This is a genomic window from Streptomyces sp. NPDC049837, assembly GCF_040674455.1.
In the GTDB taxonomy this organism is placed as follows: Bacteria; Actinomycetota; Actinomycetes; order Streptomycetales; family Streptomycetaceae; genus Streptomyces.
Map to the genome: position 1 here is coordinate 188,041 of NZ_JBFAMP010000006.1, position 25,048 is coordinate 213,088.

Genomic DNA, 25,048 nt, shown 5'->3' on the forward strand with positions numbered 1-25,048 from the left:
GGGCATGACACGATCCGACACCAACGCCGTCGAGGTACGGGGCCTCGTCAAGCACTACGGCGCCACCAAGGCGCTGGACGGGGTGGACCTCGACGTCCGCGAAGGCACCGTCCTCGGCGTGCTCGGCCCCAACGGCGCCGGCAAGACCACCCTCGTCCGCTGCCTGTCCACCCTGGTCGTCCCGGACGCCGGGACGGCCACCGTCGCCGGGTACGACGTCGTACGCCAGCCGCGGCAGCTCCGCCGCACCATCGGGCTGACCGGCCAGTACGCGTCGGTCGACGAGAAGCTGTCCGGCTGGGAGAACCTGTACATGATCGGGCGGCTGCTCGACCTGTCCCGCAAGGACGCCCGCCGGCGCGCCGACGAGATGCTGGAGCGGTTCTCGCTGACGGAGGCCGCGGGGCGCCCGGCGACGCAGTACTCCGGCGGTATGCGGCGCCGCCTCGACCTGGCCGCGTCCATGATCGGCCGGCCGGCCGTCCTCTACCTGGACGAGCCGACGACGGGCCTCGACCCCCGTACCCGCAACGAGGTGTGGGACGAGGTCCAGCGGATGGTCGCCGAGGGCGCGACCGTGCTGCTCACCACCCAGTACATGGAGGAGGCCGAGCAGCTCGCGCACGAGCTGACCGTCATCGACCGGGGGCGGGTCATCGCGCACGGCGGGGTCGACGAGCTGAAGGCCAAGGTCGGCGGCCGCACGCTCCAGGTACGGCCCGTGGACCCCGCCCAACTGCCCGCGATGGCGAGGGCCCTGGGCGACAGCGGACTGGCCGGCGTCGCGGGGGCGACGGTCGTCCCCGACGAGGGCCTGCTGTACGTGCCGATTCTCAGCGACCAGCAACTGACCGCGGTGGTCGGGCTGCTGGGCACCCACGGCTTCGGCATCGCGCACATCGGCACCCATCTGCCCAGCCTGGACGAGGTGTTCCTGGCCATCACCGGCGAGAAGACGTCATCCGCGGCGTCCGACACGATCCCCGAGGAGGTCGCCGCATGAGTACGGTGACGACGACGGCGCCCGCCGAGGGGCGCATCGGCCTGCGGGCCAACGCCCGCCACATCGGCGCCCTGGTGCGCCGCAACGCCCTCCAGATCAAGCAGGACCCGGAGTCGATGTTCGACGCCGTGCTCATGCCGGTCATCTTCATCCTGCTGTTCGTGTACGTCTTCGGCGGCGCGATCGCGGGCAAGGGCAACCAGCAGGACTACGTCAACTACGTCACTCCCGGCCTGATGGCGATGATGGGCATCAACATCGCCATGGCCGTCGGCACCGGGGTCAACGACGACTTCAAGAAGGGGGTGATGGACCGGTTCCGGACGATGCCGATCGCCCGGTCGTCCGTCCTCCTCGCGAAGATCGTCGTCGAGGTCGGCCGGATGCTGATCGCCACCACGATCCTGCTCGGCATGGGCTTCCTGCTGGGCATGGAGATCAAGACGTCGGTGCTCGGCCTGCTGGCGGCGGTGGGGCTGTCGATGGTGTTCGGCGCCTCGCTGATGTGGATCTTCATCCTGCTCGGGCTCACCATGCCCACGACGCAGGCGGTGCAGGGGGTGGCCATGCTCGTGCTGATGCCGCTTCAGTTCGGCTCGTCGATCTTCGCCCCGCCGACGTCGATGCCCGACTGGCTGAAGACGTTCACCGACTACAACCCGCTGTCGAACCTGGCCGACGCCGCGCGGAACCTCATCAACGGCGGGCCGGTCGCCCACTCGGTGTGGATGACGCTCGCCTGGGCTGCGGGCATCACGCTCGTCACGGCGCCCCTCGCGGTCGCCAGGTTCCGCAAGCGGACCTGAGCGTCGTCACACGGCGTCCGTGGCGCCCATGGCGTCCACGGCGTCCAGCAGGGCGGCGGCCTCCTCGGCGGTGAGGCCGCCGCCCTCGGCGTGGGCGGCGTCGAAGGCGGCGTCGTCCCCGAGGGCGGCGCGGACCTCCGAGGTGGCCGTGGCCAGGCTCTCGCGCTCCATCGGAGTGGCCACGTGCCCGTCCGGGAGGAGCCCGGCGTGCGTCCCGAGCAGCACGGCCGCCGTCCGCGCCCGGTCGCGGCCGCCCAGTCCGGCGAGCGCCCACGCGGCGGTGACCAGGTGAATGGCAGGCATGTGCGGCGCGACCATCATCGACAGCGGTTTCAGGGCGTGGGCCAGGGCGCGGACGGCATGCCGGAGGGCGTCGGCGTACCGGCCGTCGAGGTTGTCGAGCCAGGCGAGCACGCCGAGCGTGAAGCCCTCGAAGAGCGACAGCGAATCGTAGGCGAACTCCTCCCTGACCAGGCGCAGTTGTTCGCGTGCCTCACCGGTGCGGCCGGTGCGGCCGAGCCACAGCGCCAGGTACAGCCGGGCGGCCGGGACGGCCTCGTGCCCCGCGCTGCGGCCCCGGGCCAGGACCTCGCGCAGGATCGCCTCGCCCTCGGCGCCCCGCCCGATCTCGTTGAGCGTCTCGGCATACCGCACGCGCAGCAGCGCCGTCTGGGCCTGTGCGCCGAGCCGTTCGGCGTGGCCGACGGCGGCCGCGTAGTCCTCGGCGGCGCCCTCGAACTCGCCCCGCCGCTCGCGGGCCTCGCCACGCGCCGCCAGGGCCTCGGCCGCGCCCCACGAGTCGCCGAGCCGCTCGAAGATCTTCAGGCTCTCATCGGCGTCCCGGCCGGCGTCACCGGCCCAGTCGCTCCGGTTGGCCAGCACGTTGGCGCGCATCTGGAGGATGTGGGCCAGCTCCCACTCGTAGCCGAACTCCCGGCACGCGTCGACGGTGGCGTCGAGCAGCCCGCGCAGCTCGGCGGGGTCACCGGTGAGCAGCACGGCGTACCACCAGAGCATGCCGGGCATGCGGCAGGTCTGCGGCAGGCCCGGCCGGTACGCGCTGCGCATGCGGCGCAACTGCTCCAGGCCCTCCGGGCTGGTCCAGGTGGACGTCTGGTGGTCCATGTTGACCAACTGGATCAGGCGGACGCCCCGGCGCGCCTCCTGGAGCTGTTCGTCGTCCATCGGCGGCGGGGCGTCGGTGCAGCGCTCGACCAGGGGCGGGGCGGGGGCGATGGGCGGGGCGTACGGGTCGGGGCCGAGCGCGGCGGCGGACTCCGCCCAGTGCAGGGCGTCGATGCGCAGGTCGCGCATCTGCCAGTACCAGACGAGGGACAGCACCAGGCAGAGCGCCTCCTGCTCGTCACGGGCGGCGACGGCACGGCGCAGCGCGGTGCGGAGGTTCTCGTACTCCTTCTGGAGCCGGGCGAGGGCGGCGCGCTGGCCCGGGCCGCGCAGCTCGGCGTCGGCGGTGCGGGCGAGCTCCCGGTAGTGGACGAGGTGGCGGCGCTCGGCGGCGGCGCGGTCACCGGCCTGGTCGAGGCGTTCGGCGGCGTACTCGGCGACGGTCTCCAGGAGCCGGTACCGCATGTCGCCGCCGCCCGGGGCGGGTTCGGCGACGACGAGCGACTTGTCGACGAGCGAACCGAGCAGGTCCAGCGTGTCGGGCGCGTCCGGGCCGCCGCAGACGGCCTCGGCGGCGTCCAGGCCGCAGCCGCCGGAGAACACCGACAACTGCCGCAGCACGGCCCGCTCCGGCTCGTCGAGCAGGTCCCAGGACCAGTCGACGACCGCGCGCAGCGTCTGCTGGCGCGGCAGGACGGTGCGGCTGCCGGTGGTCAGCAGCCGGAAACGGTCGTCGAGCCGGTCGGCGATCTGGCGCGGGGTGAGCATGCGGAGACGGGCGGCGGCCAGCTCGATGGCCAGGGGCAGGCCGTCGAGGCGCCGGCAGATCTCGGCGCACGCGTCGGGGTCGTCGGCCACGTCGAACCCGGGCCGGGCGGCCGACCCGCGCTCGGCGAGCAGCCGCAGCGCCATCGGGTCGGGCAGCGGGTCGACGGGGCGCACGGTCTCGCCGGGTACGCCGAGGGGTTCGCGGCTGGTGGCGAGGACGGTGAGCCCCGGGCACTCGCCCAGGAGCCGCTCGGCGAGCGCGGCGGCGGCGGCCACGACGTGCTCGCAGTTGTCGAGCAGGATCAGCATGCGGCGCCGGGAGCAGTGCTCGGCGAGCCGTACGAGCGGGTCGCCGGCGTCGCCGTGCCGCTCGGCCGCGCGCAGCTCCTCCGCCCCGGCGCCCCGCAGTACCGTCTCGCGCGCCCCGAGCGCGGTGAGCACCGCATCCGGCACGGCGTCGGGGTCCTCGACCGGCGCGAGCTCGGCCAGCCACACCCCGTCGGGCCACGCCCGCGCACCACGCTCGGCGGCCTCCTGCGACAGCCGCGTCTTCCCGGCGCCGCCGGGTCCGAGCAACGTCACGAGCCGCGCCCGCGCGAGGTCGTCGAGGACGACCCCGATGTCCTCCTCGCGCCCCACGAAACTGGTCAGCCGCGCCCGCAGGTTGCCGGGGCGGGGCGCCCCGCCGTGGCCGGCCCCGGCGCCGTGGGCGGCCGCGTGGCTTCCGGGCCCGTACGTCTCGCCGGCGGAGGGGCGGGCGGGCTCGTAACGGGCGCCGGCCGCGGGGGCGGCGGGGTCGTGCGCGTCCCCGTCCGGGCGGAGGAGCTCGGCGTGGAGGGCGCGCAGTCCGGGGCCCGGGTCGGTGCCCAGGCGGGTGGCGAGGTCCTGGCGTACCGCCTCGTAGGCGGCCAGGGCCTCCGCCGGGCGGCCCGCGGCGCGCAGGGCCTGGACGCGCAGCTCCTGGAGCGGTTCGTCGAGCGGGAACTCGCCGCACAGGGCGGCCAGTTCGGGCAGCGTCTCCTGGGGGCGGCCCAGGGCGAGCAGCGCCTGGAGCCTGGCCCGGCGGGCCTGGAGGCGGCGCGCCTCCCAGCGGGCCGCCTCGGCCGTCCGGTCGGGCAGGTCCGCGAGCGGCCCGCCTCGCCACAGGGCGAGCGCGTCGTCCAGGGCGGTCGCCGCCCCGGCCGGGTCGCCCGCCTCCAGGGCGCGTACGCCCTCGGCCGTGAGCCGTTCGAAGCGGTGCAGGTCCACGTCGCCGGGGTCGGCGCCGAGCCGGTACCCGCCCGCCGCCGAGACCACCGCGCCCGGCCCGAGGGCCCGCCGCGCCCGCCCCACCAGGGCCTGGAGCGCGCCGGGCGCGTCGGCGGGCGGCTCACCGGCCCACACCTCGTCGATCAGGAGCCCGGCCGGGACGGTCCGCCCGGCGCGCAGCGCCAGTACCGTCAGCAGTGCGCGCAGCCGCGCCCCGCCCAGCGGGACGGCGGAGCCGTCGGCGTGGTGGACCTGCGTGGGACCGAGTACGGAGATGCGCACCGCCCCATTCTCCTTCCCGCCGCCGCGCGCGCCCCGTCCGGTACGGTCGACCGGTCCGTACCTCGCCCGCCCGACCTCCAGGAGCGCCGCCCATGGCCACCGCCACCTCCCGCCACAGCGACCGGAGGATCAGCCCCGTCTTCCTCGGGATCGCCGCCATCATGGCGGTCACCGGATGGGCGGTGTGGACGGGCTTCTCGGCCAACCTGGGCCTCGCCGTCTTCCTCTTCGTGACGTCCGGGTGGGTCGTCTCGCTCTGCCTCCACGAGTACGCGCACGCCCGCACGGCCCTGCACGGCGGCGACCTCACCATCGGCGCGAAGGGCTATCTGACGCTCAACCCGCTGAAGTACACGCACGCGCTGCTGAGCATCGTGCTGCCGGTGGTCTTCGTCATCATGGGCGGCATCGGCCTGCCCGGCGGGGCCGTGTTCATCGAGCGCCACCGCATCGAAGGGCGGTGGAAGCACAGCCTGATCTCCGCGGCGGGCCCGCTGACGAACGTGCTGTTCGCCGTCGTGTGCACCGCGCCGTTCTGGCTGGGCGCCCTGGACGGTGTGCCGTTCGGCTTCCGCTTCGCGCTGGCGTTCCTGGCGCTGCTCCAGGTGACGGCCGCGATCCTGAACTTCCTGCCGGTGCCGGGTCTGGACGGTTACGGCGTGATCGAGCCGTGGCTGTCGTACAAGATCCGCCGCCAGGTGGAGCCGTTCGCCCCCTTCGGGCTGCTCGCCGTCTTCGCGCTGCTGTTCGTCCCGGAGATCAACCACGCCTTCTTCGGGCTGGTCGACACGGTCCTCCAGGCGCTGGGCGTCCAGGACGCCGAGACGTACTGCGGGCAGGACCTGTACCGGTTCTGGCAGGAGCAGAACGCGCTCTGCCAGGAGGTCGTCAGCCGGTGACGTTCTTCGCGCGGCGGTGGTAGTACCACGCCATGTTCGAGGAGACGCCGGCCAGCAGCACCCACACGATACCGAGCCAGGTGCCCTGGAAGAAGGAGACCACCGCCGCGGCGACGGCGAGGACGCAGACGGCGAGGGCGTACAGAGCGAGGCGGGGCATGGGGGTCGGCTCCTGTCCGGGTACGGCGTGAAACGTGCCCGTCCAGTGTCCCCCATGCCCCGCCCCGCCCCCGCTGCCGGTCAGATGTCGGTGACGCGCAGGCCCGCGTGGGCCTTGTAGCGGCGGTTGACCGAGATCAGGTTGGCGACCAGCGCCTCCACCTGGTGGGCGTTCCGCAGCCGGCCCGCGAAGACGCCCCTCATGCCGGGGATACGGGCGGCGAGGGCCTGCACGATGTCGGTGTCGGCGCGCTTCTCGCCCAGCACCATCACGTCCGTGTCGATCTCCTCGACCGTCTCGTCCTGGAGCAGGACGGCGGACAGGTGGTGGAAGGCGGCCGTCACGCGCGAGTCCGGCAGCAGGGCGGCGGCCTGCTCGGCGGCGCTGCCCTCCTCGGGCTTGAGGGCGTAGGCGCCCTTCTTGTCGAAGCCGAGGGGGTTGACGCAGTCGACGACGAGCTTCCCGCGCAGCTCCTCGCGCAGCGCGGTCAGCGTCGCGGCGTGCCCGTCCCACGGCACGGCGACGATCACGATGTCGCTGCGCCGCGCGCACTCGGCGTTGTCGGCGCCCTCGACGCCCAGGCCCAGTTCGGCGGCGGCGGCCTCGGCGCGCTCGGCGGCCCGCGAGCCGATGATCACCTTCTGGCCGGCGCGGGCGAGGCGGTGGGCGAGGCCACGGCCCTGGTCGCCGGTGCCGCCGAGGACACCGACGACGAGCCCGGAGACGTCGGGGAGTTCGTACGGATCAGTAGTCATGGTCCCGACACTACGCGGCGCGCCCCCGTCCGGGTGACGCGCGGCCGAACGCCCGCGCGGAGCACCCGAGCAGGGGCACGATACGGCGCCATGGATGCCGTACGTGTCGCACTGCTGCGTGAGGTCCTGGCCGGTACGGAGTGGCCCGCGGCGACCCGCCGGTTCGCCGCGGCGCTGCGGTCCTCGGTGGTGCCGCAGGGCGGCGGGCTGCTGCTGGTGGGCACGGCCCGGTACGAGCCGTGGCACCTGGCCGCGCACCTGGTGGACGAGGCGGCCTGGTCGGGGCGGCCGGAGCTGGCGCCCACGCTGGTTCGGCACCGGGTGCGGCCCGCCGACCCGGCGCACCTGGCGGTGGGCCTCGGGCGGCTGGAGGCGGCCGGGCGGGGCGCGACGCTGCTGGTGGTGGCGCCGGAGCGGCCGGACGGCGCCCTGCTGGAACGGGTGCACGACGCGCGGCGGGCCGGCGCGACGGTGCTGTCGCTGGACGGTGGCGACCGGGAGGTGCACGGGCTGGCGCACGAAGCGCTGTCGGTGGCGGAGGCGGACGACGTGGACCTCGACATAGTCCAGCATCTGGTGAGCGCCGCCGCCGGCGAGAACACCGTGCCGGGCCCGTCCGCCGCCCGGCCCGGCCGCCGCCGCTTCCGCGACCGCCTGGCGCGCCTGGCGGACCACTTGACGGCTCCACCGCCGCAGCGCTGGTAGGGCACCGGCCCGCACCCGGCATCCGGCCGGGGTGGGGCCGTGCAGGGTCGCCCCCACAGAGGTTGGCGGCGAAGCCGGGGCTCCCTTGCGCGTGACCCAAGGCCGCCGGCCTCGGGGAGGTGAGCCCGGAGGGGCCTCGCCCCCACCCACCGGGGGTCACCGCCCAGCCCACCGGCCCGCACCCGGGGTCACCGGAAACAGGCACCACCCCTGTCCCGTTGTGCCCACCCTCCCCCAAGCTCTCGGCTCCGCTCGAGCAGGGGGGACCCCCATCGCCCTGCGGAACGACTGCCCACAACGGAGGGGGCCGCCCCCGGCGGGGCGACTGCCCACAACGGAGGGGGGCCGCCCCCGGCGGGGCGACTGCCCACAACGGGAGCGGGGACAGGGGTGGGCCCCTCAGGGGGTGTCGTCGCCGCCCCGGGGGGTGTCGTGCCATTTGGGGTCCGTCTCCCACTCCAGGTTCCGCTCCCGGGCGGTTTCCATCGCGTGGGACGCTTCCTCGCGCGTGGCGTACGGGCCGAAGCGGTCCGCCGCGCGGCATTCCGGGCCTTCCTCGACCCTCTGGTGCTTCAGGCAGTAGTACCACTCGCCCGGTTTTCCGACGGTGCGCCTCTTGAACAGGGCCATCTCGGCTCCTTCCTCTGTCGCAATGGTGCCCCGCGAGGCCTGGTTAGACTCGCTGGCATGTCTGGCCAGTCGCTGCTCGTACCAGGGGAGCTCTCCCCCACCCGTTCCGTTCCCGGATCCATCCGCCGCCCCGAGTACGTGGGCAAGCCCGCCCCGACGCCGTACACCGGCCCGGAGGTGCAGGACTCCGACACCATCGAGCGCATGCGCATCGCGGGCCGCATCGCCGCGCAGGCGATGGAGGAGGCCGCCAAGCACATCGCGCCGGGCGTGACGACGGACGAGCTGGACCGGGTCGCGCACGAGTACATGTGCGACCACGGCGCCTACCCGTCGACGCTCGGCTACCGGGGCTTCCCGAAGTCCCTGTGCGCCTCGATCAACGAGGTCATCTGCCACGGCATCCCCGACTCGACCGTCCTGCGCGACGGCGACATCGTGAACCTCGACGTCACGGCGTACATCAACGGCGTCCACGGCGACAACAACGCCACCTACCTGTGCGGCGAGGTCGACGAGGAGTCGCGGCTGCTCGTCGAGCGGACCCGCGAGTCGCTCAACCGCGCCATCAAGGCGGTCAAGCCCGGTCGCCAGATCAATGTGATCGGCCGCGTCATCGAGTCGTACGCCAAGCGCTTCGGCTACGGGGTGGTGCGGGACTTCACCGGGCACGGCATCAACTCCTCGTTCCACTCCGGCCTGATCATCCCGCACTACGACTCCCCGCACGCCACCACGGTGATCCAGCCCGGCATGACGTTCACGATCGAGCCGATGCTGACGCTCGGCACGCACGAGTACGACATGTGGGACGACGGCTGGACGGTGGTGACGAAGGACCGCAAGCGGACCGCGCAGTTCGAGCACACGCTCGTCGTCACGGACACGGGTGCCGAGATTCTGACGTTGCCCTGACGCCCACGGCGGGTACCGTTTTACCGACAGACCGTCGGGAACCAATTGACTTAGGTAAGCCTAAGTAGGAAGATCGGCGGTAGTGGCGGTCACGGCTGCCACGTCCCCGTCCCCTCGGTCCCCGGAGGCCCGCCTTGGACGCAAGCGGCACCGCCACCCCGTTCTCCACGCTCATCCGCACCGCCTCGCACCAGCAGCACACGGAAGCGGAGAACTCGACCTTCATGAGCGACCTGCTCGGTGGGCGGCTCGGCGTGGAGGCCTACGCCCGCTACACCGAGCAGCTCTGGTTCGTATACCGGGCCCTGGAAGGAGCCGCCGACGCGCTGCGGGACGACCCGGTCGCGGGGCCGTTCATCCAGCCGGAGCTTTTCCGCACCGCCGAGCTGGAGCGGGACCTGGCCCACCTGCGCGGCCCGGGGTGGCGGGAGACGGCCACCCCATTGCCCGCCACCACCGCGTACGCCGCCCGCGTCGAGGAGTGCGCCCGCACCTGGCCCGCCGGGTACGTGGCGCACCACTACACGCGCTACCTGGGCGACCTGTCCGGCGGCCAGATCATCCGCGACAAGGCCGAGCGGACGTGGGGCTTCGCCCGCAAGGGCGACGGCGTCCGGTTCTACGTCTTCGAGCGCATCCCCAACCCGGCCGCGTTCAAGCGCGGTTACCGGGAGCTGCTGGACCGGGTGAACGCCGACGACCTGGAGAAGCAGCGGATCATCGACGAGTGCAAGCGCGCCTTCGAGTTCAACGGCGCGGTGTTCCGTCAGCTCGGCGACGAGTTCCCGCTCAGCGCCTGATCTCCCGTACGCGGCCGCCGAGTTCGATCGTGCCGTCGGGGCCGGGGGCCGTGAGCAACTGCGACCCCCGGCCCTGCGTGATGTTCAGCGCCCGGCCCAACCGGGCCGTGAGCAGCAGGGCGGCCGCGCCGGTCGCCTCGTCCTCGTCGATCCCGTCGCCCCGCCCCGGGAAGGCGCGCGCCCGCACCCGGCCGGCCGCCTCGTCCTCCCACGCCCAGGCGTAGACCCACTCGCCCGGCGGCGGCACGTCCAGCGCGTCGACCTCGCCGGCCGACCCGTACTGGCGCAGCGTCCGCGCCGGCGCCCATTCCGCCCGGGCGGTGATCCACGTGAACTCGCCGTCCTGGCGCGCCCACACCTCCCCCGCCGGAGGGTTCACCACCTCCAGGTCCAGCAGCCAGGCGGTGCCCACGAGCGGATGCCCGGCGAACGGCAGCCGCACGCCGGGCGTGTAGATGTCGACGACCCCGCGCTCGGGGTCGTCGACGAACACCGTCTCGCTGAAGCCGAGCTGCTTGGCGAACGCCTGCCGGGACGCCTCGTCGGGGTGGAGCCGTCCGTCGCGTACGACACCGAGGAGGTTGCCGTGGCGGCCGTCACCTCCGCAGAAGACGGCGAGCACCTCGTATGCACTGTTCACCCGGGCATTGAAGCACGCGGCCCATGACCGGTCAGGCGGTACGGCGGCGGCGTACCGCGAACACCACGGCGGCGCCCGCCACGACCGTGGCCGCGGCGGCGGCCGTCACGGACCCGGCGGGCAGACCGGCGCCGGTCGTGGCCAGGGAGCCGGACGCGCCTCCCACGGTGCCGCCACCCCCGCCAACCGTGCCGCCACCGCCGGAGGCCGCTCCTCCGGTCGCGGGCGGCAGCGTGGCCGCCTTGTCGAGCGAGAGAACCACCGTCACCGGGTCGATCGCGGTACCCGGCTTGTAGAACGCCTCGCCGCCCGGCCCGGCGAACTGCGCCGCGCCGTCGGCGGTGAGGGTGGCCGGGACGTCCCGGAGGGACACGACGCCGTTCACCGCCGCGTAGTCGGCCTTGGTCAGATCGAGGTCGGCGAACTTCACGTCGTTCTTGGTGCCCTTGGCGGTGGTGACGTCCGCGAGCAGCGTGCCGCGGTCGCCGGACGCCTGGATCCTCACGTCCCCGATGGTCCAGTCGATGGTGTGCGCGGCGCACGCGAAGCGCAGGCTGCCGTCGAACGCGGCGTCGGCGGTACGGGCCTTCGCGTCCACGTCGGCCCGGCCGAAGCGGAAGTCGTACGCGGCGCCGTTCGCGGCGGCGCCCCCGGCGGGCGTGACCGTACCGCCGCAGGTCTCGGTGACGTACGTACGCCAGGACTGCTTGACGCCCCAGGTCAGCCTGCCGCCGACGACGTGGGAGGCGGGCGCGGTGGGTGACGCGGTGGGCCTGGGCGCGGTGGTCGGTGTCGCCGTCACGGTCGGTGCGGCCGTCACGGTCGCGGTCGGTGTGGGGGTGGGCTTGGGCGTCGGGGTGGGGGTCGGCGTGGGCGTGGGCGTGGGTGTCGGCTTGGCGGCCGGGCTGACCGTCAGGGTCGCCGGGTCCAGTTGGTCGCCCTCCTTGTAGTAACCGGCGAACGCCTCCGCGCCGCCCTTGGTCAGCTTCGCCGGGATGTCCTTGAAGACCATGGCACCGCCCTGCCCCTGGCCCGGCCGTATGCCCGTCATGTCGAGCGCCGCGATGGCGACGTCCTGCTTCGTCTCGACGACACCGTCCTTGTTCTTCGCCACGACGTCGGCGGTGATCTCGCCGGTCGGCGCGGCGGAGCCCTTGGTGGAGAGCTTCAGGTCGGAGAGCTTGATGTCGAGGACGCCCTGGTGCGCCTCGAAGTGGACGCCGCCCCGGAAGGTGTTGCTGGTGGCGTGCGTGGCCGGGTCGTACGTTCCGGTGCCGTCGACGAACCTGAAGGGCCCGTTGTCCGGGGACTGTTCGGCGCCGTCCTCGACGGTGATGCGGCCGTGCGCGAAGGGAGAGGCGAGGTACTTGCGGAAGGACTCCTTGAAGCCCCAGTCCAGGGTGCCGTCCTTGAGTTCGAGCGCGGGCGCGGCCGCCGCGGGTGCGGGCGCGGCGGGGTCGGCCGCCGCTACGGGCGCGGCGAGGGCGATCGGGCCGAGCGCGGCCGCCGTGGCGACGGCGGCGGCAAGGGCTGTGGAGCGCATGGTCGTTGGTCTCCTCGGGGGGGTGGCGGTAAGGGGGGTCAGTGGATGCGCGTACGGCGTCGGCGTACGACGGCGTACGCGGTGAGCGCGGCGACGAGCAGGGCGGCGGCGCCTGCCGCGACGTACGTGGTCGTGGATCCGGTCGCCGTGCCCGCACGGGGAGCGGCGGCGGGCGAAGGGGTGTCGCTGCCCAGGTCCGGCAGGGCGGGCACGCGGGCCGTCGCGCCGACGGCGACGGCGAGGGAGACGGGGTCCATCGCGGTGCCGGCCCGGTACATCCCGCCGAACGCCTCCGCCCCTCGTGCGGTGAGGATCGCGGGCGCTTCCGTGACGGCCGCGAGGCCGTTCGCCGGGGCGAGGCGCCCGGCCGCGAAGGTGACCAGCGGGACCGCCTTGTCGGTCCGGCCCGCGCTGGTGACGTCGGCGCTCAGCGTGCCCCGGCCGCCCTTCACGTGGACGGCGACCGCCGTGAGGGTCAGGTCCAGGTGGCTGCCGGTGAAGCGGACGCTGCCCGCGAAGCCGGCGTCCAGGGTGCCGTCACGGGGGTCGTACGTGCCCGTGCCACGCGGGAAGCGGAACAGGGCGCCGCCGTCCTGGGCGCCCCCGCTCAGGGTCCAGCGGCCCTTGGCGACGGGGCCGGTGACGTACTCGCGGAAGGTGCGGCGTACGCCCCAGTCGACGGCCGCGTCCCGGAAGCCGGCGGAGGGCCGTTCCGTCGCGGCGGCGGACGGTTCCGTCGCGGTGGCGGACGGTTCCGTCGCGGTGGCGGACGAGGACGGCGTGGAAGGGCGAGGCGCTCGGAGGTCCACCGACAGGCTCACCGGGTCGAGGGGCGTGCCCGCCGTGTAGTACCCGGCGAAGGCCCGCGCGCCCTCGGCGGTGAGCGTGGCCGGGACTGCGGTGAGGGCGATCGGTGAGCCGCCGCCGCGCATGTCGATGCCGGACAGGTCGAGGGAGGCGAACGGGACGGTTCTCCCGCCCACGTCCGCGTACAGGGTGCCGTTGCCGTTCTCGGCGCGGACGCGGGGGCGGCTGACGGTGAGGTCGAGTTGGTGCGTCCCGTCCGCCTTGCGGTGGCCGAGGAAGTGGACGCCGCCGGAGAAGGCGGCATCGAAGGCGCCGCTGTCCGGGTCGTACGAGCCCTGGGCTGAGTGGAACCGGAACCGGCTGCCGCCGGTGGTCCCGGCGCCGCCCGTCAAGCTCCAACTGCCGTGTGCGATGGGCCCGGTGACGTAACTCTGGAAGGAGGACTTGATGCCCCAGTCGAGCCTGCCACCCTGCACCGTGCGGTCCGCCGCCTGTGCCGTGGTGGCCGGCAGCAGCACGGCGGCCAGCGCCGCCACCACGGCGAGGGCGAGTACCTGGAATTGCGTGCGGGCCGGTCCGGACGACGGCGGCATGGATCCCCCTCCAAGGGCTGGCCACTGAGGTAAGGCTAACCTAAGCTACGTCCGCGCGACGGAAACAACAAGAGACGACAGGACGGTGCTTCGGTGCGCAGATCCCGCCTGACCGGCGCCCTCATATCGGCCGTATCGGCACTCGCCCTCACCCTCACCGGCTGCGGCGGCAACGGCAGCGGTACGGACCTGAGGACCGGACCCGCCGCCGCGCCCGACCGCGTCGAACCGCTCACCACCCCCACCGCAGAGCGCCGACTGCCCGTCACCGTCCCCTCGGCCGACGGCAGACGGGTCACCGTCACCTCCGCCGACCGGATCGTGCCGCTCACCGGCTCACTCAACGAGATCGTCTTCACGCTCGGACTCGGTGAGCACGTCGTGGCCCGCGACATCACCGCCACCTTCGAACAGGCGGCGGCCCTCCCCGTGGTGACGCGAGGTCATGACGTGTCCGCCGAAAACGTCCTGTCCCTGAAACCGACCGTCGTCCTCGCCGACACGACCACGGGCCCCGCCGAAGCCCTCTCCCAGATCCGGGACGCGGGCGTCCCGCTCGTCGTCGTGAAGCCCGCCAAGGCCCTGGCCGACGTCGGCCCGCGCATCGACGCCGTCGCGGCCGCGCTCGGCGTCCCGGCCGCCGGCACCGCGCTGAAGTCCCGTACGCAGGCGCGCATCGGCGCCGTACAGAAGAAGATCCCGGCGCACGGGCACGACAAGCCGCGGGTGGCGTTCCTCTATCTCCGTGGCTCGGCGTCCGTCTATCTGCTCGGCGGCCGCGAGTCGGGGGCGAGTTCGCTGCTGGAGGCGGCCGGAGCGGTCGACGCCGGCAAGGAGTCCGGCCTGACCAAGGACTTCACCGCGATCACCAGCGAGGCGCTGGCCAACGCCGCGCCCGACGCGCTGCTGGTGATGCGCAAGGGCCTGGACTCGGTCGGGGGCGTGGACGGGCTGCTCAAGGTGCCGGGCGTCGCCGAGACCCCGGCGGCCATGGACCGCCGGATCGTCTCCATCGACGACGGCGTCCTGCTCAACTACGGGCCGAGGACCGACCAGGTGCTCGCCTCGCTCGTGCGGCAACTGTACGAGGACGGCGTGAAGTGACCGCCCGCACCACCGCCCACACCACCGCCCACACCACCGCCCACACCACCGCCCACACCACCGCCCGCACCGCCTGGCTCCTGACCGTCGCGATGCTCGCCGCCCTGCTGCTGCTCGCCCTGTTGTCGGCGGGGCTCGGGGCGTACGACATCCCGCTCGGCGACGTCCTCGCCTCCGTACGGAGCCGCGTCGGTGTGGGCGGTCACGCGCTGGAGCGGTCCGCCGAGAGCGTCCTGTGGAACATCCGCCTCCCCCGCGTGGTGCTGGCACTGCTCGTCGGCGCCTCGCTGGGCTGCGCGGGCGCGCTGACGCAGGGCGTGTTCGGCAACCCGCTCGCCGAGCCCGGTGTCATCGGCATCTCGGCGGGCGCGGCGGTGGGCGCGGTCGGGTCGATCGCGCTGGGCTGGAGCTTCCTCGGTACGTGGACGGTCTCGGCGTGCGCCTTCGTGGCCGGGCTCGCCACCGTGCTGCTGGTGTACGCGATGTCACGCGAGGGCGGCCGTACGGAGGTGGTGACGCTGATCCTCACCGGGATCGCGGTCAACGCCTTCGCGGGCGCGCTCATCGGGCTGTTCGTCTTCTTCGCCGACAACGCGCAGATCACCCAGATCACCTTCTGGCAGCTCGGCTCGCTGGCGCAGGCGACCTGGCCCAAGGTGCTGGCCGTGCTGCCGTGCGCGGTCGTGGGACTGGCGCTCGCGCCGCCGTACGCCCGCCAACTGGACCTGCTGGCGCTCGGCGAACGCCCGGCCCGGCACCTGGGCGTGGACGTGGAGCGGCTGCGTGTGGTGCTGATCCTGGTGGTGGCGCTGCTGACGGCGGCCGCGGTGGCCGTGGCGGGCGTCATCACGTTCGTGGGCCTGGTGGTGCCGCACCTGCTGCGGATGGCGGCGGGCCCCGGTCACCGGTTCCTGGTACCGGGCAGCGCGCTGGGCGGGGCCGTGGTGCTGGTGGCGGCGGACCTGGCGGCGCGCACGGTCGCGGCCCCGGCGGAGCTGCCGCTGGGCGTGCTGACCGCGCTGCTCGGCAGCCCGTTCTTCTTCTGGCTGCTGCGCAGGACGCGGCGGAGGCAGGGTGGTTGGGCGTGAGGTTCCCGCGACGGGGGCGCGAGCTGCCGGAGCCCGTCTCCCCCGGCACGGTGGCGGCCGAGGCACGTGCGGTACGGGTACGGCTCGGGGCCCGGGACGTCCTGGACGGGGTGGACGCCGGCGTACGGGCCGGTGAGGTGCTGGCGCTGGTGGGGCCCAACGGGGCGGGGAAGTCGTCGCTGTTGGGCGCGCTGGCCGGGGACCTGGTGTGCGCGGCGGGCGAGGTGCGGATCGGTGGGCGTGCCGTCGGCGAGTGGGGCGCTGCGGAACTGGCGCTGCGGCGGGCGGTGTTGCCGCAGGCGGCCACGCTGGCGTTCCCGTTCCCGGTCGCGGAGGTGGTGCGCATGGGCCGGGCGCCGTGGGCGGGGACGGGGTGCGAGGAGCAGGACGAGGAGGCCGTCGCCGGGGCGATGGCCGCCACTGAGGTCGGCGCCCTGGCCGGGCGGCCGTTCCCGGCGCTGTCCGGGGGCGAGCGGGCGCGGGTCGCGCTGGCCCGGGTGCTGGCCCAGCGGGCGCCGCTGCTGCTGCTGGACGAGCCGACGGCGGCGTTGGACCTGCGCCACCAGGAGCTGGTGCTGCGGCTGTGCCGGGAGCGGGCGGCCGCCGGGGACGCGGTGGTGGTCGTCCTGCACGACCTGGGCCTGGCCGCCGCGTACGCGGACCGGGTGGCCGTCCTCGACGGCGGGCGGATCGTGGCGGACGGGCCGCCGGGCGAGGTGCTGCGCGGCGAGCTGCTGAGCGCGGTCTACCGGCAGCCGGTCGAGGTGCTGCCGCACCCGCGCGGCGGGGCGCCGCTCGTCGTTCCGGTACGGGACCGGGCGGAGGGAACCTGAACCCGGCGCTCCGTCCGCTCCGGACCCCGGTAGGGTTCGGACGGTCATGTGGGGGTCGAGGAGCAGAGGCAACCGATGAGAAGGCGGGTCCCAGGGCGGGTGGCGGCGGCGCTCGCGGCGACGGCGGTGCTGGCGCTGACGGCGAGCGGGTGCGTGACGGTGCACGGCGAGCTGGAGGTCGTGCCGACGGCGACGAAGGACGAGGCCGCGCGGGCGCTGAAGGATTTCACCGAGGCGTACAACAAGGCCGACAAGGCCTACGACCCCGCCCTCGACGCGGGCCGGGTCACCGGCGCGCTGGGGGCCATCAACCAGGCCGGGCTGAAGGCCCGCAGCATCACCAGCCCGGGCGGCAACCCCGACCACCGGCCGCTGGAGCTCACCGACGTCCGGTACGCCATACCGAAGAAGGCGGGCTGGCCCCGCTGGTTCGTCGCGGACACCGACTCCAACCGGGACGCCGACCAGGGCGCCGACGACACCCGCTGGGTGCTGGTCTTCGTCCGCAACGGCCCCGACCAGTTGTGGGAGGTCGCGTACTTGCAGATCCTCCCCGCCGGCGGCGTGCCGCGGTTCAAGGCGGACCAGGACGGGTGGGCCCAGCCCGCCGAGCCGGACTCGGCCGCCCTCGCGGTGGCGCCGAAGAACCTGAGCGAGGAGTACTCGACGTACCTCCAGACCGGGAAGCCGGCCCACTTCGCCGCCGGGCCGCACACCTCGATGTGGCGCGACGAGCGGGCGAACGTCGCCAAGCGGCCCGGGCTGGCCACCCAGTACGTGGACCAGCCGCTGGACACCGGTGACTACGCCCCGCTCGGGCTGACCACCGAGGACGGCGGCGCGCTGGTCTTCTTCGCGACGCGGTTCTACGACCGTCAGGTGGCGGCCAAGGGCTACCGGCCGAAGGTGAACCCGGACGTGCGGGCGCTGATGACCGGCGAGGTCAGGAGCACCCTCACCAAGGAGTGGGTGTCCAGCCAGGCGGTGCTGGTGAAGCCGGCCGGCGCCCAGTCGGACCAGGTGACGGTCGTGAGCCGGCTCCAGGGCGTGACGTCGGCGACGGGGTCGTAGCGCTCCGGGCCCCTACCGGCTGAGCGGCCAGGCCACCGAGTGGTGGTCGTCGTGCTCGTCGTACTGGTCGGCGTGGCGCGCGCACGCGTCGGTGAGCGCCTCCAGCAGGGTCAGCGGGTCCGGCAGCGGGTGCTCCGGGCCGCGCACCCAGGCGACGCCCAGCTCACCGGGAAGGCGGGCGGGCGGTACGAGGACGTAGGAGCCGCGGCAGTGCCAGCGCAGTCCCGGGTGCTCGTCCATCGTCTCGGGGTGGCAGTCCAGTTCGCACGGCCACCACTCGTCCTCGTCCTCGGGGGTGCCGCGGGTGGCGGTGAAGAACAGCATCCGGCCGTCCCCGGACTCGGCGACCGGGCCGACGTCGACGCCCTCGCCGAGCAGACGCTCCAACGCGGCGCGACCGGCCTCCAGCGGAACGTCGAGGACGTCGTGGACCATGCCGGTCGCGGTGATGAAGTTGGCCTGCGGCTGGCCCTGGGCCCACCGCTCGATCTGGGCGCGGTCGGTGGTGGACTGGGTCTGCCAGGCGAAGGAGACGGGATGGCGGGCCGGCGTGGGACAGCCGATGCGCTCGCACGAACACCGGTAGCCGACGGGGTACGCGGCGGGGGCGAGCGGCAGGCCTGCGGCGGCGGTGGCCCGGAGCAGATCTTCGCGGCTCGGGGCCTCGGCGGCGGTCTTCCTCGGGCGCCGGCGCAGCCACTGCGCGAGTTTGTTCTCCGTGCCGCGGTAGCGGCCGATACCGTCGCCCATCTATCCCCTCACACCTCTGCCAGGCCCTGCGGTCCCTGCCATGGTCCCACCATCCGGCGCCTCCGGTGACCGGAGTCCCCAACCGGAGGGGGGTGACCCGGCGCGTTGGTGGACTATGGGGTGATTCGTACCCCGCTACGGGCCGCCGGGCGTGAGGAGCTCCACGGCCGGGCTCACCGGGGGGCGAGGCCGTACAGGGCGTACTCGACGAGCTTGTCCGCGTAGGCGTGGGTGAGCGGCTCGGTGCGCAGCAGCCAGCGGTGGGCGAGCGGGCCGACGAAGAGCTCCAGCGCGATGCGCGGGTCGATCTCCGGGCGGACGTGTCCGGCCTCCCGGGCCGCGGTGAGCCGCTTGACGTAGAGCTGGAGCTGCGGTTCCAGCAGTTGCTCGACGAACTGCGCGCCCAGCTCGGGGTTGACCACGCCCTCGGCGGCGAGCGCCCGGGAGGGGGCGTCGTAGGTGGGGTCGTTCATCTCGTCGACGGTGGCGCGCAGCACGTACTTGAGGTCGGCCTCGAGGTCACCGGTGTCCGGGATCCCGCTGTTCTCGTCGCCGCCGAGCGCCTCGTTGGCCTGGACGCCGAGGTCGACGAAGGCCTCCAGGAGGACGGCCGCCTTGGAGGGCCACCAGCGGTAGATCGTCTGCTTGCCGACCCCGGCGCGGGCCGCGATGCCCTCGATGGTGGTCCTGGCGTAGCCGACCTCGCCGACGAGGGCGAGGGCGGCGTCGTAGATCGCGCGACGGGAGCGCTCGCTGCGGCGCGTGGAGTCGGGTGCCTTGGTCTCAGCCATGCGTCTCAATCTAGCAGGAGAGCGAGGCGAGACGTATCGTCTCTTGACAAGACGATACGTCTCGTCCACTGTTGAGTACGTCAGCGAGACGGACGAACGCACGACGAAGGGAGCCCACCCATGCCCCGTGGTGGAGCAGGAAACATGCTCGGTGTCGGCGGTACCCGCAAGAAGCTGTCCCGCCGGGCGCTGCGCGGCGGCGAAGGCGGCGGCATCGGCCGCGGCATCGACCCGGCCGCCCAGAAGCGGGAGTTGCTGCGGAAGCTGAAGGAAGGACGTACGACACCCGACGCTTCATGAGCGCTCGTGTGAACTCACCCGTACGGACCACTGCGCGAAGGCTCCTCACGGCGCACCATGGCATCCACGCACACACCGTGCGCCGCCGTCCGTGAGGAGCCTTCTTTGCCTCGTGACGCCACACCCCGCCGCTACCTGATGTGCCCACCCGCGCACTTCAAGGTGACGTACTCCATCAACCCCTGGATGGACCCGGCGAAACCGGTCGATCTGCCGCTCGCCCTGACCCAATGGGAAGACCTGCGGGACCGGTACGTGTCCCTCGGCCACACCGTCGAGCTGCTCGAACCCCGGATCGACCTGCCCGACATGGTGTTCGCCGCCAATGGCGCCACCGTCATCGACGGACGGGTGCTCGGCGCCCGGTTCGCCTTCGCCGAGCGCGCCGCCGAGGCCGCGGTGCACCGGGAGTGGTTCCGGGCGCACGGCTTCACCGACGTCCACGAACCCGACCACGTCAACGAGGGCGAGGGCGACTTCGCCGTCACCGCCTCCTACATCCTGGCCGGGCGCGGCTTCCGTTCCAGCCCCCTGTCGCACGACGAGGCACAGGAGTTCTTCGGGCGGCCGGTGATCGGCCTGGACCTGGTGGACCCCCGGTACTACCACCTCGACACGGCGCTGTGCGTCCTGGACGACGCGGCCGGCGAGATCATGTACTACCCCGGCGCGTTCTCCCCCGGCAGCCGTTCGGTGCTGCGCCGGCTCTTCCCCGACGCGCTGATCGCCGAGGAGGAGGACGCGGCGGCGCTCGGGCTGAACGCGGTGAGCGACGGCAGACACGTGCTGCTGCCGCAGGCCGCGGTCGGACTGTTCCGGCCGCTGCGCGAACGCGGCTTCGAGCCGATCGGCATGGACCTGGGCGAGCTGCTCAAGGGCGGCGGCAGTGTGAAGTGCTGTACGCAGGAGCTGCGCGAGTGACAGGGCGGGGCCGGTCCCGGGCGGGACCGGCCCCGTGCGCTCGGGTGTCAGTCGTCGAGCTTGATGAGGAACCGGGCGCGGCCCTCGCCGAAGAGGGTGATCTCGGCCTGGCCCTCGGCGTCCGCGTACGCGCCGGTGCCGCCGGTCACCGCCGAGCGCCCGCCGTGCGGGTAGCGGTCGAAGCGGTCGAAGGCGTCGCTCAGGCTGATGCTGCCGTGGTCGGTGCGCAGCACCCGGTGGCACAGCGCGACGTACCCGTGGCGGTTGCGGTCGGCGATGCTGCAGTGCGACGAGATGTCACCGATCTTCTTGCCGAGCCGGCCCTTCTTGTGGGTGTACAGGTGGCCGTGGCTCGTCCAGTCGGCGCCGACGCGCAGGCGCTCCGGCTTGGTGCTGTTCTGCCTGACCGAGAGCCAGTCGAGGACCTTCACGGAGTCCTTCGGGGCGGGCTTGGGCGCCGCCCCGGCGGTGGACGTCAGGGCGGTGGTCGTGAGAACCACGGACACGGCGGTCAGCGCACAGGCGGTGAGCCGGCGTGAGCGGATGCGCAGCATGGAACCTCCAGGGAGTGAGGAGCGCGAACGAGCCCACCTCAACTCCGCCGCGACCTCCTGGGCAATTGCCACCGGCACGACATCACCCGCGTGGTCGCGCACTGTCACCCCGTCAGCGGGGTGGCCAGGCGTCACCCCACGCGGCGTCGCGGGCCGCCTTGTAGAGCGTGCCGTGCCGCTTGGTCACCGTGTCGCGGCGCAGCCCGTCGCCCTCGGTGCACAGGTCCAGCAGGACCTGGCCCTTGCGGATCTGGGGCTTGCGGGTGACCCGGGCCGGGGCGGGCGCGACCGGGAACCGGGTCGCCACGACGTAGGAGAACTTCTCGTCCTCGTACGCCAGTGAGCCGCCCTTGACCTGGCGGTGCAGGGAGGAGCGGCTGACGCGGGCGGCGAAGTGGCACCAGTCGGTGCCCGGCTCGATGGGGCAGGCGCCGCTGTGGGGGCAGGGCGCGGCGATGGTCAGCCCGGCGGCGATCAGCAGGTCGCGGGCGGCGATGATCCGGGCGTAGCCGTCGGGGGTGCCCGGCTCGACGATCACGACGGCCCGGGCGGCCCGGGCGGCCTCGGTGACGAGGGCGGTGCGGTCCTGCTCGGTGAGCTCGTTGAGGACGTACGACACGGTGACGAGGTCGGTGCTCTCGACGCGGAGCGCCGCGCCGATACGGGCGCGCTGCCACGTGGCGCCCGCCAGGGAGGGGATGCCCGACGCGGCCGCCAGCTCGCGGCCCAGCACCAGCGCCGGCTCGGCCCAGTCCAGCACGGTCGTGCGCGCCGCGGCGTCCCACGCTTCGGCGACCGCCCAGCTCGCCGCGCCCGTCCCGCCGCCGATGTCGGTGTGCGTGCCCGGCACCCACTCCGGGGCGGCCTCCCGCAGCGCGTCCAGGGCGGCCCGTACGGCCTCGAAGGTCGCGGGCATCCGGTACGCGGCGTAGGCGGCGACGTCGGACCGGTCGCGCAGCACGGGGGCGTCGGTCGGGACGCTGCCCCGGTAGTGGGCGATGAGCCGGTCGACGGCCTGCGCCGCCTGCGTCGGCGGGAGCCCGTCGAGCAGCCCGGCGAGGGCGCCGCGCAGGGCTTCCGCGGTGGAGAGGTGGGCGTTCACCGATACATGGTAGGCGGGCGGGCCGGTCCCTCCGGAACGGCCGGAAACGGCCCCGGCCCGTGCGACGCGAACTGCTCGGCGGCCTGCGGCAGTTGCTACGCTGGCCGCCCGTCGGACCGGGTGGGGGACCATGAGACAGAGGATCGTGCGCATGGCCCTGGTGGCCGGTGCGGCCGTCCTGGCCCTGCTGGTCCTGCTCGCCACCTGCGGAACGGACGACGAGCCCACGGCCCCCTCCGCCACGAGGGCCGCACGGTCCGCCCCGCCCGTCACCCGGCTCACCGTCCCCGGCGCGTACGACACCTCCCGGGGCTGGGAGGTCACCGGCCTCTCCCCCGAGTACGTCATCGCCCGCGCCACCGGAGTGATCGCGTACCTGGAGCGCGTCAACGGCACCCGGTACCGCCTCCGCACCCTCGACGCGCGGACCGGGCGCCACGGCTGGGCGGGCAGGCCCTGGCGGCCGCTCGGGGGCCCGGAGGCCGTTCCCGGGCTGCTGGCCGTGGCCAAGGAGGACCGGCAGTTCTTCGTGACCTGGTCGTACGGCCGGACCGGCGACGACCCGCTGACCACGGCCGGCAGCTTCGTGTCGCTCGACGTGTACGACGCGGCCGACGGCTCCCGCCGGCGCGTGGAGGTGCCCTGGGCCGACGTACCGATAGTGACCGGCAGCGGGCCCGGCGTACTGATCAGCGACGGCCGGGCGAGGAGCGCGGTCGTCGCCCCGGACACCGGCGAGGTGAGCGTCGTCCCGCCGCAGCGCCTGGGTCACCCCAAGGGCTGCGCCGAGTGCCGGCGGCTGACCGCCGTGCGCGGGGTGACGGCCAAGGGCCTGCTGGTGAGCGGTGCGCGGGGGTTCTGGGTGCCCGGCGGTTGGTTCAGCCGCGACCGGGCCCCGGCGGGCGCGGACCCCGCGAGCGGGGTGCCCGCCTCGGTGACGTCCGGGCACGTGCTGGCCCGGTGGCGGGGCAAGAAGGGCGCGGCGCGGGCGGCCACGCACGACATCTGGGCGGTCCACGAGGCGCGGACGGGCAGGCCGCTGGTGAAGGCGGAGTGCCGGAGGCCGGCGATCGAACCGGGCGAGTACCCGCAGGCGGTGGTGTCGCCGGGCGGGCGGTACCTGATCGCCGGGAGCCTCGCCTTCGACCTGGACGCGCGGACCGGCCGGTGCTTCGAGGAGGCGGACGGTTCCAAGCCGCTGACGCTGACCACCGTCACGGACGGCGGTGTGGCGTACGGCGCGAGCGGCGCCCGCAGCGCGGCGGACGCCCTGGCCGGCGGTGGCAGCCCGGTCGCCGTGGACCTGGCGACCGGGGTGCCCGAAGCGCTCGCGCCGAGTGTGCGGCTCCCGGCGGCGGAGGTGGCCGGCGTGGGTGTCTTCCGCTGGACGGACGCACGCGACCGCGTCCACCTGACCGGTTACGGGCGGCGCGGCTGAGGGCCCTGCGCCACTGGCCGCCCTAGTGCTCCTGTGGTTCCTTCCGCCACGGGCGGCACAGGCCCAGGAAGCAGGCGACGGAGCCCAGCGCGCAGGTGAGCTGGACCACGGCCATCGGGACCGCCGTCGCCTCGCCCGCGATGCCGACGAGCGGTGAGGCCACCGCGCCGACCAGGAACGAGGACGTGCCCAGCAGCGCGGAGGCGGAGCCGGCCGCGTGCGGGGTGCGCATCAGGGCCTGGGCGTTGGTGTTGGGCAGCGCCAGGCCCATCGCCGACATCAGGACGAACAGCCCGGCCGCGACGGGCACCAGGCCGACGGGGCCGAAGACCCCGCTGGTCATCAGCAGCAGCGCCCCGGCCGCCAGGGCGATCACCGCGAGGCCGAAGCCGAGCACCTTGTCCATGCTGACCCGGCCCACCAGCAGTTTGCCGTTGATCTGCCCGACCGCGACGAGCCCGACGGAGTTGACGCCGAACAGCAGGCTGAAGGTCTGCGGCGAGGCCCCGTAGATCTCCTGGACGACGAACGGGCTGGCCGAGATGTAGGCGAACAGGGCGGCGAAGGCGAGGCCGCCGGCGAGCATGTAGCCGGAGAAGACCCGGTCGGCGAGCAGTCCGCGCATGGTGCGCAGCGCCTCGCCGACCCCGCCGCCGTGCCGCCGGGCGGGCGGGAGGGTCTCGCCGAGCCACTTCCAGACGACGAACGTGAGCAGGACCCCGACGAGGGTGAGGGCGTGGAAGACCCCGCGCCAGTCGGTGACCCGGAGGATCTGGCCGCCGATGAGCGGGGCGACGATCGGGGCCGCACCGGAGATCAGCATGAGGGTGGAGAAGAAGCGGGCCATCTCGACGCCGTCGTACAGATCACGGACCACGGCCCGGGCGATCACGATGCCGGCCGCGCCCGCGAGGCCCTGGAGCAGCCGGAAGGCGATGAGCAGTTCGGGGGTCGGCGCCAGGGCGCAGACGGCGGTGGCGGCGATGTAGACGAGCATGCCGACGAGCAGCGGGCGGCGGCGCCCCCACTTGTCGCTCATCGGCCCGACGACGAGCTGGCCGGCCGCCATGCCGGCGAGGCAGGCGGTGAGGGTGAGCTGGATGGTGGCGGCGGGCGCGTGCAGGGCCTGGGTGACCTCCGGCAGGGCCGGGAGGTACATGTCCATGGACAGCGGCGGCAGTGCGGTGAGCCCGCCGAGGACCAGCGTCACGAGCAGCCCCGCCCGCCGGGCGGCGGCGGGCGGGGCTGCGGGCGGCGCCCCGGCGCCCAGGGGGTCACCGGGCGCGGTGGAGGCCGGTGTGGCGGCCTGCGGGCGTTCGGTCGGTATGTGTCCTGGCGTGCTCGGGCCGCTCTCCGGCATCTCATCTCCTGTTGTGAGGTCCGGCCCTATGCTCTCAGCTCGACGCCAGTCGTTGAA

25 protein-coding genes are annotated in these 25,048 nt (G+C 74.0%); 13 read left to right on the forward strand and 12 right to left on the reverse strand.

Annotated elements, in window-relative coordinates; genetic code table 11:
- The first annotated feature begins 4 nt into the window (after positions 1-4).
- Positions 5-1,003 (forward strand): ATP-binding cassette domain-containing protein, encoded by a 999-nt coding sequence (locus AB0J57_RS18530; RefSeq protein WP_366129270.1) that lies wholly within the window; start codon positions 5-7, stop codon positions 1,001-1,003.
- Positions 1,000-1,809 (forward strand): ABC transporter permease, encoded by an 810-nt coding sequence (locus AB0J57_RS18535; protein ID WP_366129271.1) that lies wholly within the window; start codon positions 1,000-1,002, stop codon positions 1,807-1,809. The genes AB0J57_RS18530 and AB0J57_RS18535 overlap by 4 nt, the downstream gene beginning before the upstream one ends.
- Positions 1,810-1,815: 6 nt before the next feature.
- On the opposite strand, the gene AB0J57_RS18540 is transcribed toward AB0J57_RS18535, so the two are convergent.
- On the reverse strand, positions 1,816-5,232 hold the full coding sequence (locus AB0J57_RS18540) for a BTAD domain-containing putative transcriptional regulator (protein ID WP_366129272.1): 3,417 nt from the start codon (positions 5,230-5,232) through the stop codon (positions 1,816-1,818).
- Between the two features lie 92 nt (positions 5,233-5,324).
- On the opposite strand from AB0J57_RS18540, the gene AB0J57_RS18545 reads away from it, so the two are divergent.
- Positions 5,325-6,131, forward strand: a complete 807-nt coding sequence (locus AB0J57_RS18545; protein WP_366129273.1) for a site-2 protease family protein — start codon at positions 5,325-5,327, stop codon at positions 6,129-6,131.
- Here the strand turns inward: AB0J57_RS18545 and AB0J57_RS18550 are convergent.
- Both AB0J57_RS18550 and npdG read right to left on the reverse strand, forming a co-directional pair.
- The gene (locus AB0J57_RS18550) at positions 6,121-6,291 is read right to left on the reverse strand and encodes a hypothetical protein (protein WP_366129274.1); all 171 of its coding nucleotides are present in this window, start codon (positions 6,289-6,291) and stop codon (positions 6,121-6,123) included. The genes AB0J57_RS18545 and AB0J57_RS18550 overlap by 11 nt on opposite strands.
- A gap of 80 nt (positions 6,292-6,371) precedes the next feature.
- Positions 6,372-7,046: an NADPH-dependent F420 reductase gene (gene npdG / locus AB0J57_RS18555; RefSeq protein WP_366129275.1), complete on the reverse strand. Its 675-nt coding sequence runs from the start codon at positions 7,044-7,046 to the stop codon at positions 6,372-6,374.
- Positions 7,047-7,136: 90 nt separating this feature from the next.
- Here npdG and AB0J57_RS18560 point away from each other — a divergent pair, with 90 nt between their 5' ends.
- A complete protein-coding gene (locus AB0J57_RS18560; protein WP_366129276.1) occupies positions 7,137-7,751 on the forward strand; it encodes a hypothetical protein in 615 nt (204 codons plus the stop codon).
- A gap of 399 nt (positions 7,752-8,150) precedes the next feature.
- On the opposite strand, the gene AB0J57_RS18565 is transcribed toward AB0J57_RS18560, so the two are convergent.
- Positions 8,151-8,381, reverse strand: coding sequence for a hypothetical protein (locus tag AB0J57_RS18565; protein ID WP_366129277.1), 231 nt, complete (start codon positions 8,379-8,381; stop codon positions 8,151-8,153).
- A 57-nt stretch (positions 8,382-8,438) separates the two neighbouring features.
- On the opposite strand from AB0J57_RS18565, the gene map reads away from it, so the two are divergent.
- Both map and AB0J57_RS18575 read left to right on the forward strand, forming a co-directional pair.
- A complete protein-coding gene (gene map / locus AB0J57_RS18570) occupies positions 8,439-9,296 on the forward strand; it encodes a type I methionyl aminopeptidase (RefSeq protein ID WP_366129278.1) in 858 nt (285 codons plus the stop codon).
- A 134-nt stretch (positions 9,297-9,430) separates the two neighbouring features.
- Positions 9,431-10,096: a biliverdin-producing heme oxygenase gene (locus tag AB0J57_RS18575; RefSeq protein ID WP_366129279.1), complete on the forward strand. Its 666-nt coding sequence runs from the start codon at positions 9,431-9,433 to the stop codon at positions 10,094-10,096.
- Here the strand turns inward: AB0J57_RS18575 and AB0J57_RS18580 are convergent.
- The 3 genes from AB0J57_RS18580 to AB0J57_RS18590 are packed head-to-tail and all read right to left on the reverse strand — an operon-like array spanning position 10,086 to position 13,679.
- Positions 10,086-10,736, reverse strand: coding sequence for a PhzF family phenazine biosynthesis protein (locus AB0J57_RS18580; RefSeq protein ID WP_366129280.1), 651 nt, complete (start codon positions 10,734-10,736; stop codon positions 10,086-10,088). The two genes, AB0J57_RS18575 and AB0J57_RS18580, sit on opposite strands and share 11 nt — an antisense overlap.
- A gap of 31 nt (positions 10,737-10,767) precedes the next feature.
- The gene (locus AB0J57_RS18585) at positions 10,768-12,279 is read right to left on the reverse strand and encodes an HtaA domain-containing protein (RefSeq protein WP_366129281.1); all 1,512 of its coding nucleotides are present in this window, start codon (positions 12,277-12,279) and stop codon (positions 10,768-10,770) included.
- 38 nt (positions 12,280-12,317) lie between these two features.
- Positions 12,318-13,679, reverse strand: coding sequence for an HtaA domain-containing protein (locus AB0J57_RS18590; protein ID WP_366129282.1), 1,362 nt, complete (start codon positions 13,677-13,679; stop codon positions 12,318-12,320).
- A gap of 93 nt (positions 13,680-13,772) precedes the next feature.
- Between AB0J57_RS18590 and AB0J57_RS18595 the strand changes: the two genes are divergently transcribed.
- From AB0J57_RS18595 to AB0J57_RS18610, 4 genes are all read left to right on the forward strand, one after another.
- Positions 13,773-14,783: an ABC transporter substrate-binding protein gene (locus tag AB0J57_RS18595; RefSeq protein ID WP_366129283.1), complete on the forward strand. Its 1,011-nt coding sequence runs from the start codon at positions 13,773-13,775 to the stop codon at positions 14,781-14,783.
- Entirely contained in the window at positions 14,780-15,871 is a 1,092-nt protein-coding gene (locus AB0J57_RS18600) for an iron ABC transporter permease (protein ID WP_366129284.1), read from the forward strand. The genes AB0J57_RS18595 and AB0J57_RS18600 overlap by 4 nt, the downstream gene beginning before the upstream one ends.
- On the forward strand, positions 15,868-16,704 hold the full coding sequence (locus AB0J57_RS18605) for a heme ABC transporter ATP-binding protein (RefSeq protein WP_366129285.1): 837 nt from the start codon (positions 15,868-15,870) through the stop codon (positions 16,702-16,704). Before AB0J57_RS18600 ends, AB0J57_RS18605 begins: the two co-directional genes overlap by 4 nt.
- Positions 16,705-16,779: 75 nt before the next feature.
- Positions 16,780-17,775, forward strand: coding sequence for a hypothetical protein (locus tag AB0J57_RS18610; protein WP_366129286.1), 996 nt, complete (start codon positions 16,780-16,782; stop codon positions 17,773-17,775).
- A gap of 12 nt (positions 17,776-17,787) precedes the next feature.
- Here AB0J57_RS18610 and AB0J57_RS18615 read toward each other — a convergent pair whose 3' ends face one another.
- Together AB0J57_RS18615 and AB0J57_RS18620 are read right to left on the reverse strand one after the other, a co-directional pair.
- Positions 17,788-18,525, reverse strand: a complete 738-nt coding sequence (locus AB0J57_RS18615) for a bifunctional DNA primase/polymerase (protein WP_366129287.1) — start codon at positions 18,523-18,525, stop codon at positions 17,788-17,790.
- A 173-nt stretch (positions 18,526-18,698) separates the two neighbouring features.
- On the reverse strand, positions 18,699-19,316 hold the full coding sequence (locus tag AB0J57_RS18620) for a TetR/AcrR family transcriptional regulator (protein ID WP_366129288.1): 618 nt from the start codon (positions 19,314-19,316) through the stop codon (positions 18,699-18,701).
- A 120-nt stretch (positions 19,317-19,436) separates the two neighbouring features.
- Here AB0J57_RS18620 and AB0J57_RS18625 point away from each other — a divergent pair, with 120 nt between their 5' ends.
- Together AB0J57_RS18625 and ddaH are read left to right on the forward strand one after the other, a co-directional pair.
- The gene (locus tag AB0J57_RS18625; protein WP_366129289.1) at positions 19,437-19,616 is read left to right on the forward strand and encodes a DUF6243 family protein; all 180 of its coding nucleotides are present in this window, start codon (positions 19,437-19,439) and stop codon (positions 19,614-19,616) included.
- A 57-nt stretch (positions 19,617-19,673) separates the two neighbouring features.
- Positions 19,674-20,537, forward strand: coding sequence for a dimethylargininase (gene ddaH / locus AB0J57_RS18630; RefSeq protein WP_366129290.1), 864 nt, complete (start codon positions 19,674-19,676; stop codon positions 20,535-20,537).
- A 47-nt stretch (positions 20,538-20,584) separates the two neighbouring features.
- On the opposite strand, the gene AB0J57_RS18635 is transcribed toward ddaH, so the two are convergent.
- Both AB0J57_RS18635 and AB0J57_RS18640 read right to left on the reverse strand, forming a co-directional pair.
- Positions 20,585-21,091, reverse strand: a complete 507-nt coding sequence (locus tag AB0J57_RS18635; protein WP_366129291.1) for a hypothetical protein — start codon at positions 21,089-21,091, stop codon at positions 20,585-20,587.
- Between the two features lie 112 nt (positions 21,092-21,203).
- Entirely contained in the window at positions 21,204-22,193 is a 990-nt protein-coding gene (locus AB0J57_RS18640; protein ID WP_366129292.1) for a small ribosomal subunit Rsm22 family protein, read from the reverse strand.
- Between the two features lie 130 nt (positions 22,194-22,323).
- On the opposite strand from AB0J57_RS18640, the gene AB0J57_RS18645 reads away from it, so the two are divergent.
- On the forward strand, positions 22,324-23,631 hold the full coding sequence (locus AB0J57_RS18645) for a hypothetical protein (RefSeq protein ID WP_366129293.1): 1,308 nt from the start codon (positions 22,324-22,326) through the stop codon (positions 23,629-23,631).
- A gap of 22 nt (positions 23,632-23,653) precedes the next feature.
- Here AB0J57_RS18645 and AB0J57_RS18650 read toward each other — a convergent pair whose 3' ends face one another.
- Positions 23,654-24,991 (reverse strand): multidrug effflux MFS transporter, encoded by a 1,338-nt coding sequence (locus tag AB0J57_RS18650; RefSeq protein ID WP_366129294.1) that lies wholly within the window; start codon positions 24,989-24,991, stop codon positions 23,654-23,656.
- Positions 24,992-25,048: the final 57 nt, after the last annotated feature.

Excerpts from the sequence above, each read along its gene's own strand:
- AB0J57_RS18530 (WP_366129270.1), top strand. The coding sequence starts at position 5 with ATGACACGATCCGACACCAACGCCGTCGAGGTACGGGGCCTCGTCAAG.
- AB0J57_RS18535 (WP_366129271.1), top strand. The coding sequence starts at position 1,000 with ATGAGTACGGTGACGACGACGGCGCCCGCCGAGGGGCGCATCGGCCTG.
- AB0J57_RS18545 (WP_366129273.1), top strand. The coding sequence starts at position 5,325 with ATGGCCACCGCCACCTCCCGCCACAGCGACCGGAGGATCAGCCCCGTC.
- AB0J57_RS18550 (WP_366129274.1), bottom strand. The coding sequence starts at position 6,291 with ATGCCCCGCCTCGCTCTGTACGCCCTCGCCGTCTGCGTCCTCGCCGTC.
- npdG (WP_366129275.1), bottom strand. The coding sequence starts at position 7,046 with ATGACTACTGATCCGTACGAACTCCCCGACGTCTCCGGGCTCGTCGTC.
- AB0J57_RS18560 (WP_366129276.1), top strand. The coding sequence starts at position 7,137 with ATGGATGCCGTACGTGTCGCACTGCTGCGTGAGGTCCTGGCCGGTACG.
- AB0J57_RS18565 (WP_366129277.1), bottom strand. The coding sequence starts at position 8,381 with ATGGCCCTGTTCAAGAGGCGCACCGTCGGAAAACCGGGCGAGTGGTAC.
- map (WP_366129278.1), top strand. The coding sequence starts at position 8,439 with ATGTCTGGCCAGTCGCTGCTCGTACCAGGGGAGCTCTCCCCCACCCGT.
- AB0J57_RS18585 (WP_366129281.1), bottom strand. The coding sequence starts at position 12,279 with ATGCGCTCCACAGCCCTTGCCGCCGCCGTCGCCACGGCGGCCGCGCTC.
- AB0J57_RS18590 (WP_366129282.1), bottom strand. The coding sequence starts at position 13,679 with ATGCCGCCGTCGTCCGGACCGGCCCGCACGCAATTCCAGGTACTCGCC.
- AB0J57_RS18610 (WP_366129286.1), top strand. The coding sequence starts at position 16,780 with ATGAGAAGGCGGGTCCCAGGGCGGGTGGCGGCGGCGCTCGCGGCGACG.
- AB0J57_RS18615 (WP_366129287.1), bottom strand. The coding sequence starts at position 18,525 with ATGGGCGACGGTATCGGCCGCTACCGCGGCACGGAGAACAAACTCGCG.
- AB0J57_RS18620 (WP_366129288.1), bottom strand. The coding sequence starts at position 19,316 with ATGGCTGAGACCAAGGCACCCGACTCCACGCGCCGCAGCGAGCGCTCC.
- AB0J57_RS18625 (WP_366129289.1), top strand. The coding sequence starts at position 19,437 with ATGCCCCGTGGTGGAGCAGGAAACATGCTCGGTGTCGGCGGTACCCGC.
- ddaH (WP_366129290.1), top strand. The coding sequence starts at position 19,674 with ATGGCATCCACGCACACACCGTGCGCCGCCGTCCGTGAGGAGCCTTCT.
- AB0J57_RS18635 (WP_366129291.1), bottom strand. The coding sequence starts at position 21,091 with ATGCTGCGCATCCGCTCACGCCGGCTCACCGCCTGTGCGCTGACCGCC.
- AB0J57_RS18645 (WP_366129293.1), top strand. The coding sequence starts at position 22,324 with ATGAGACAGAGGATCGTGCGCATGGCCCTGGTGGCCGGTGCGGCCGTC.
- AB0J57_RS18650 (WP_366129294.1), bottom strand. The coding sequence starts at position 24,991 with ATGCCGGAGAGCGGCCCGAGCACGCCAGGACACATACCGACCGAACGC.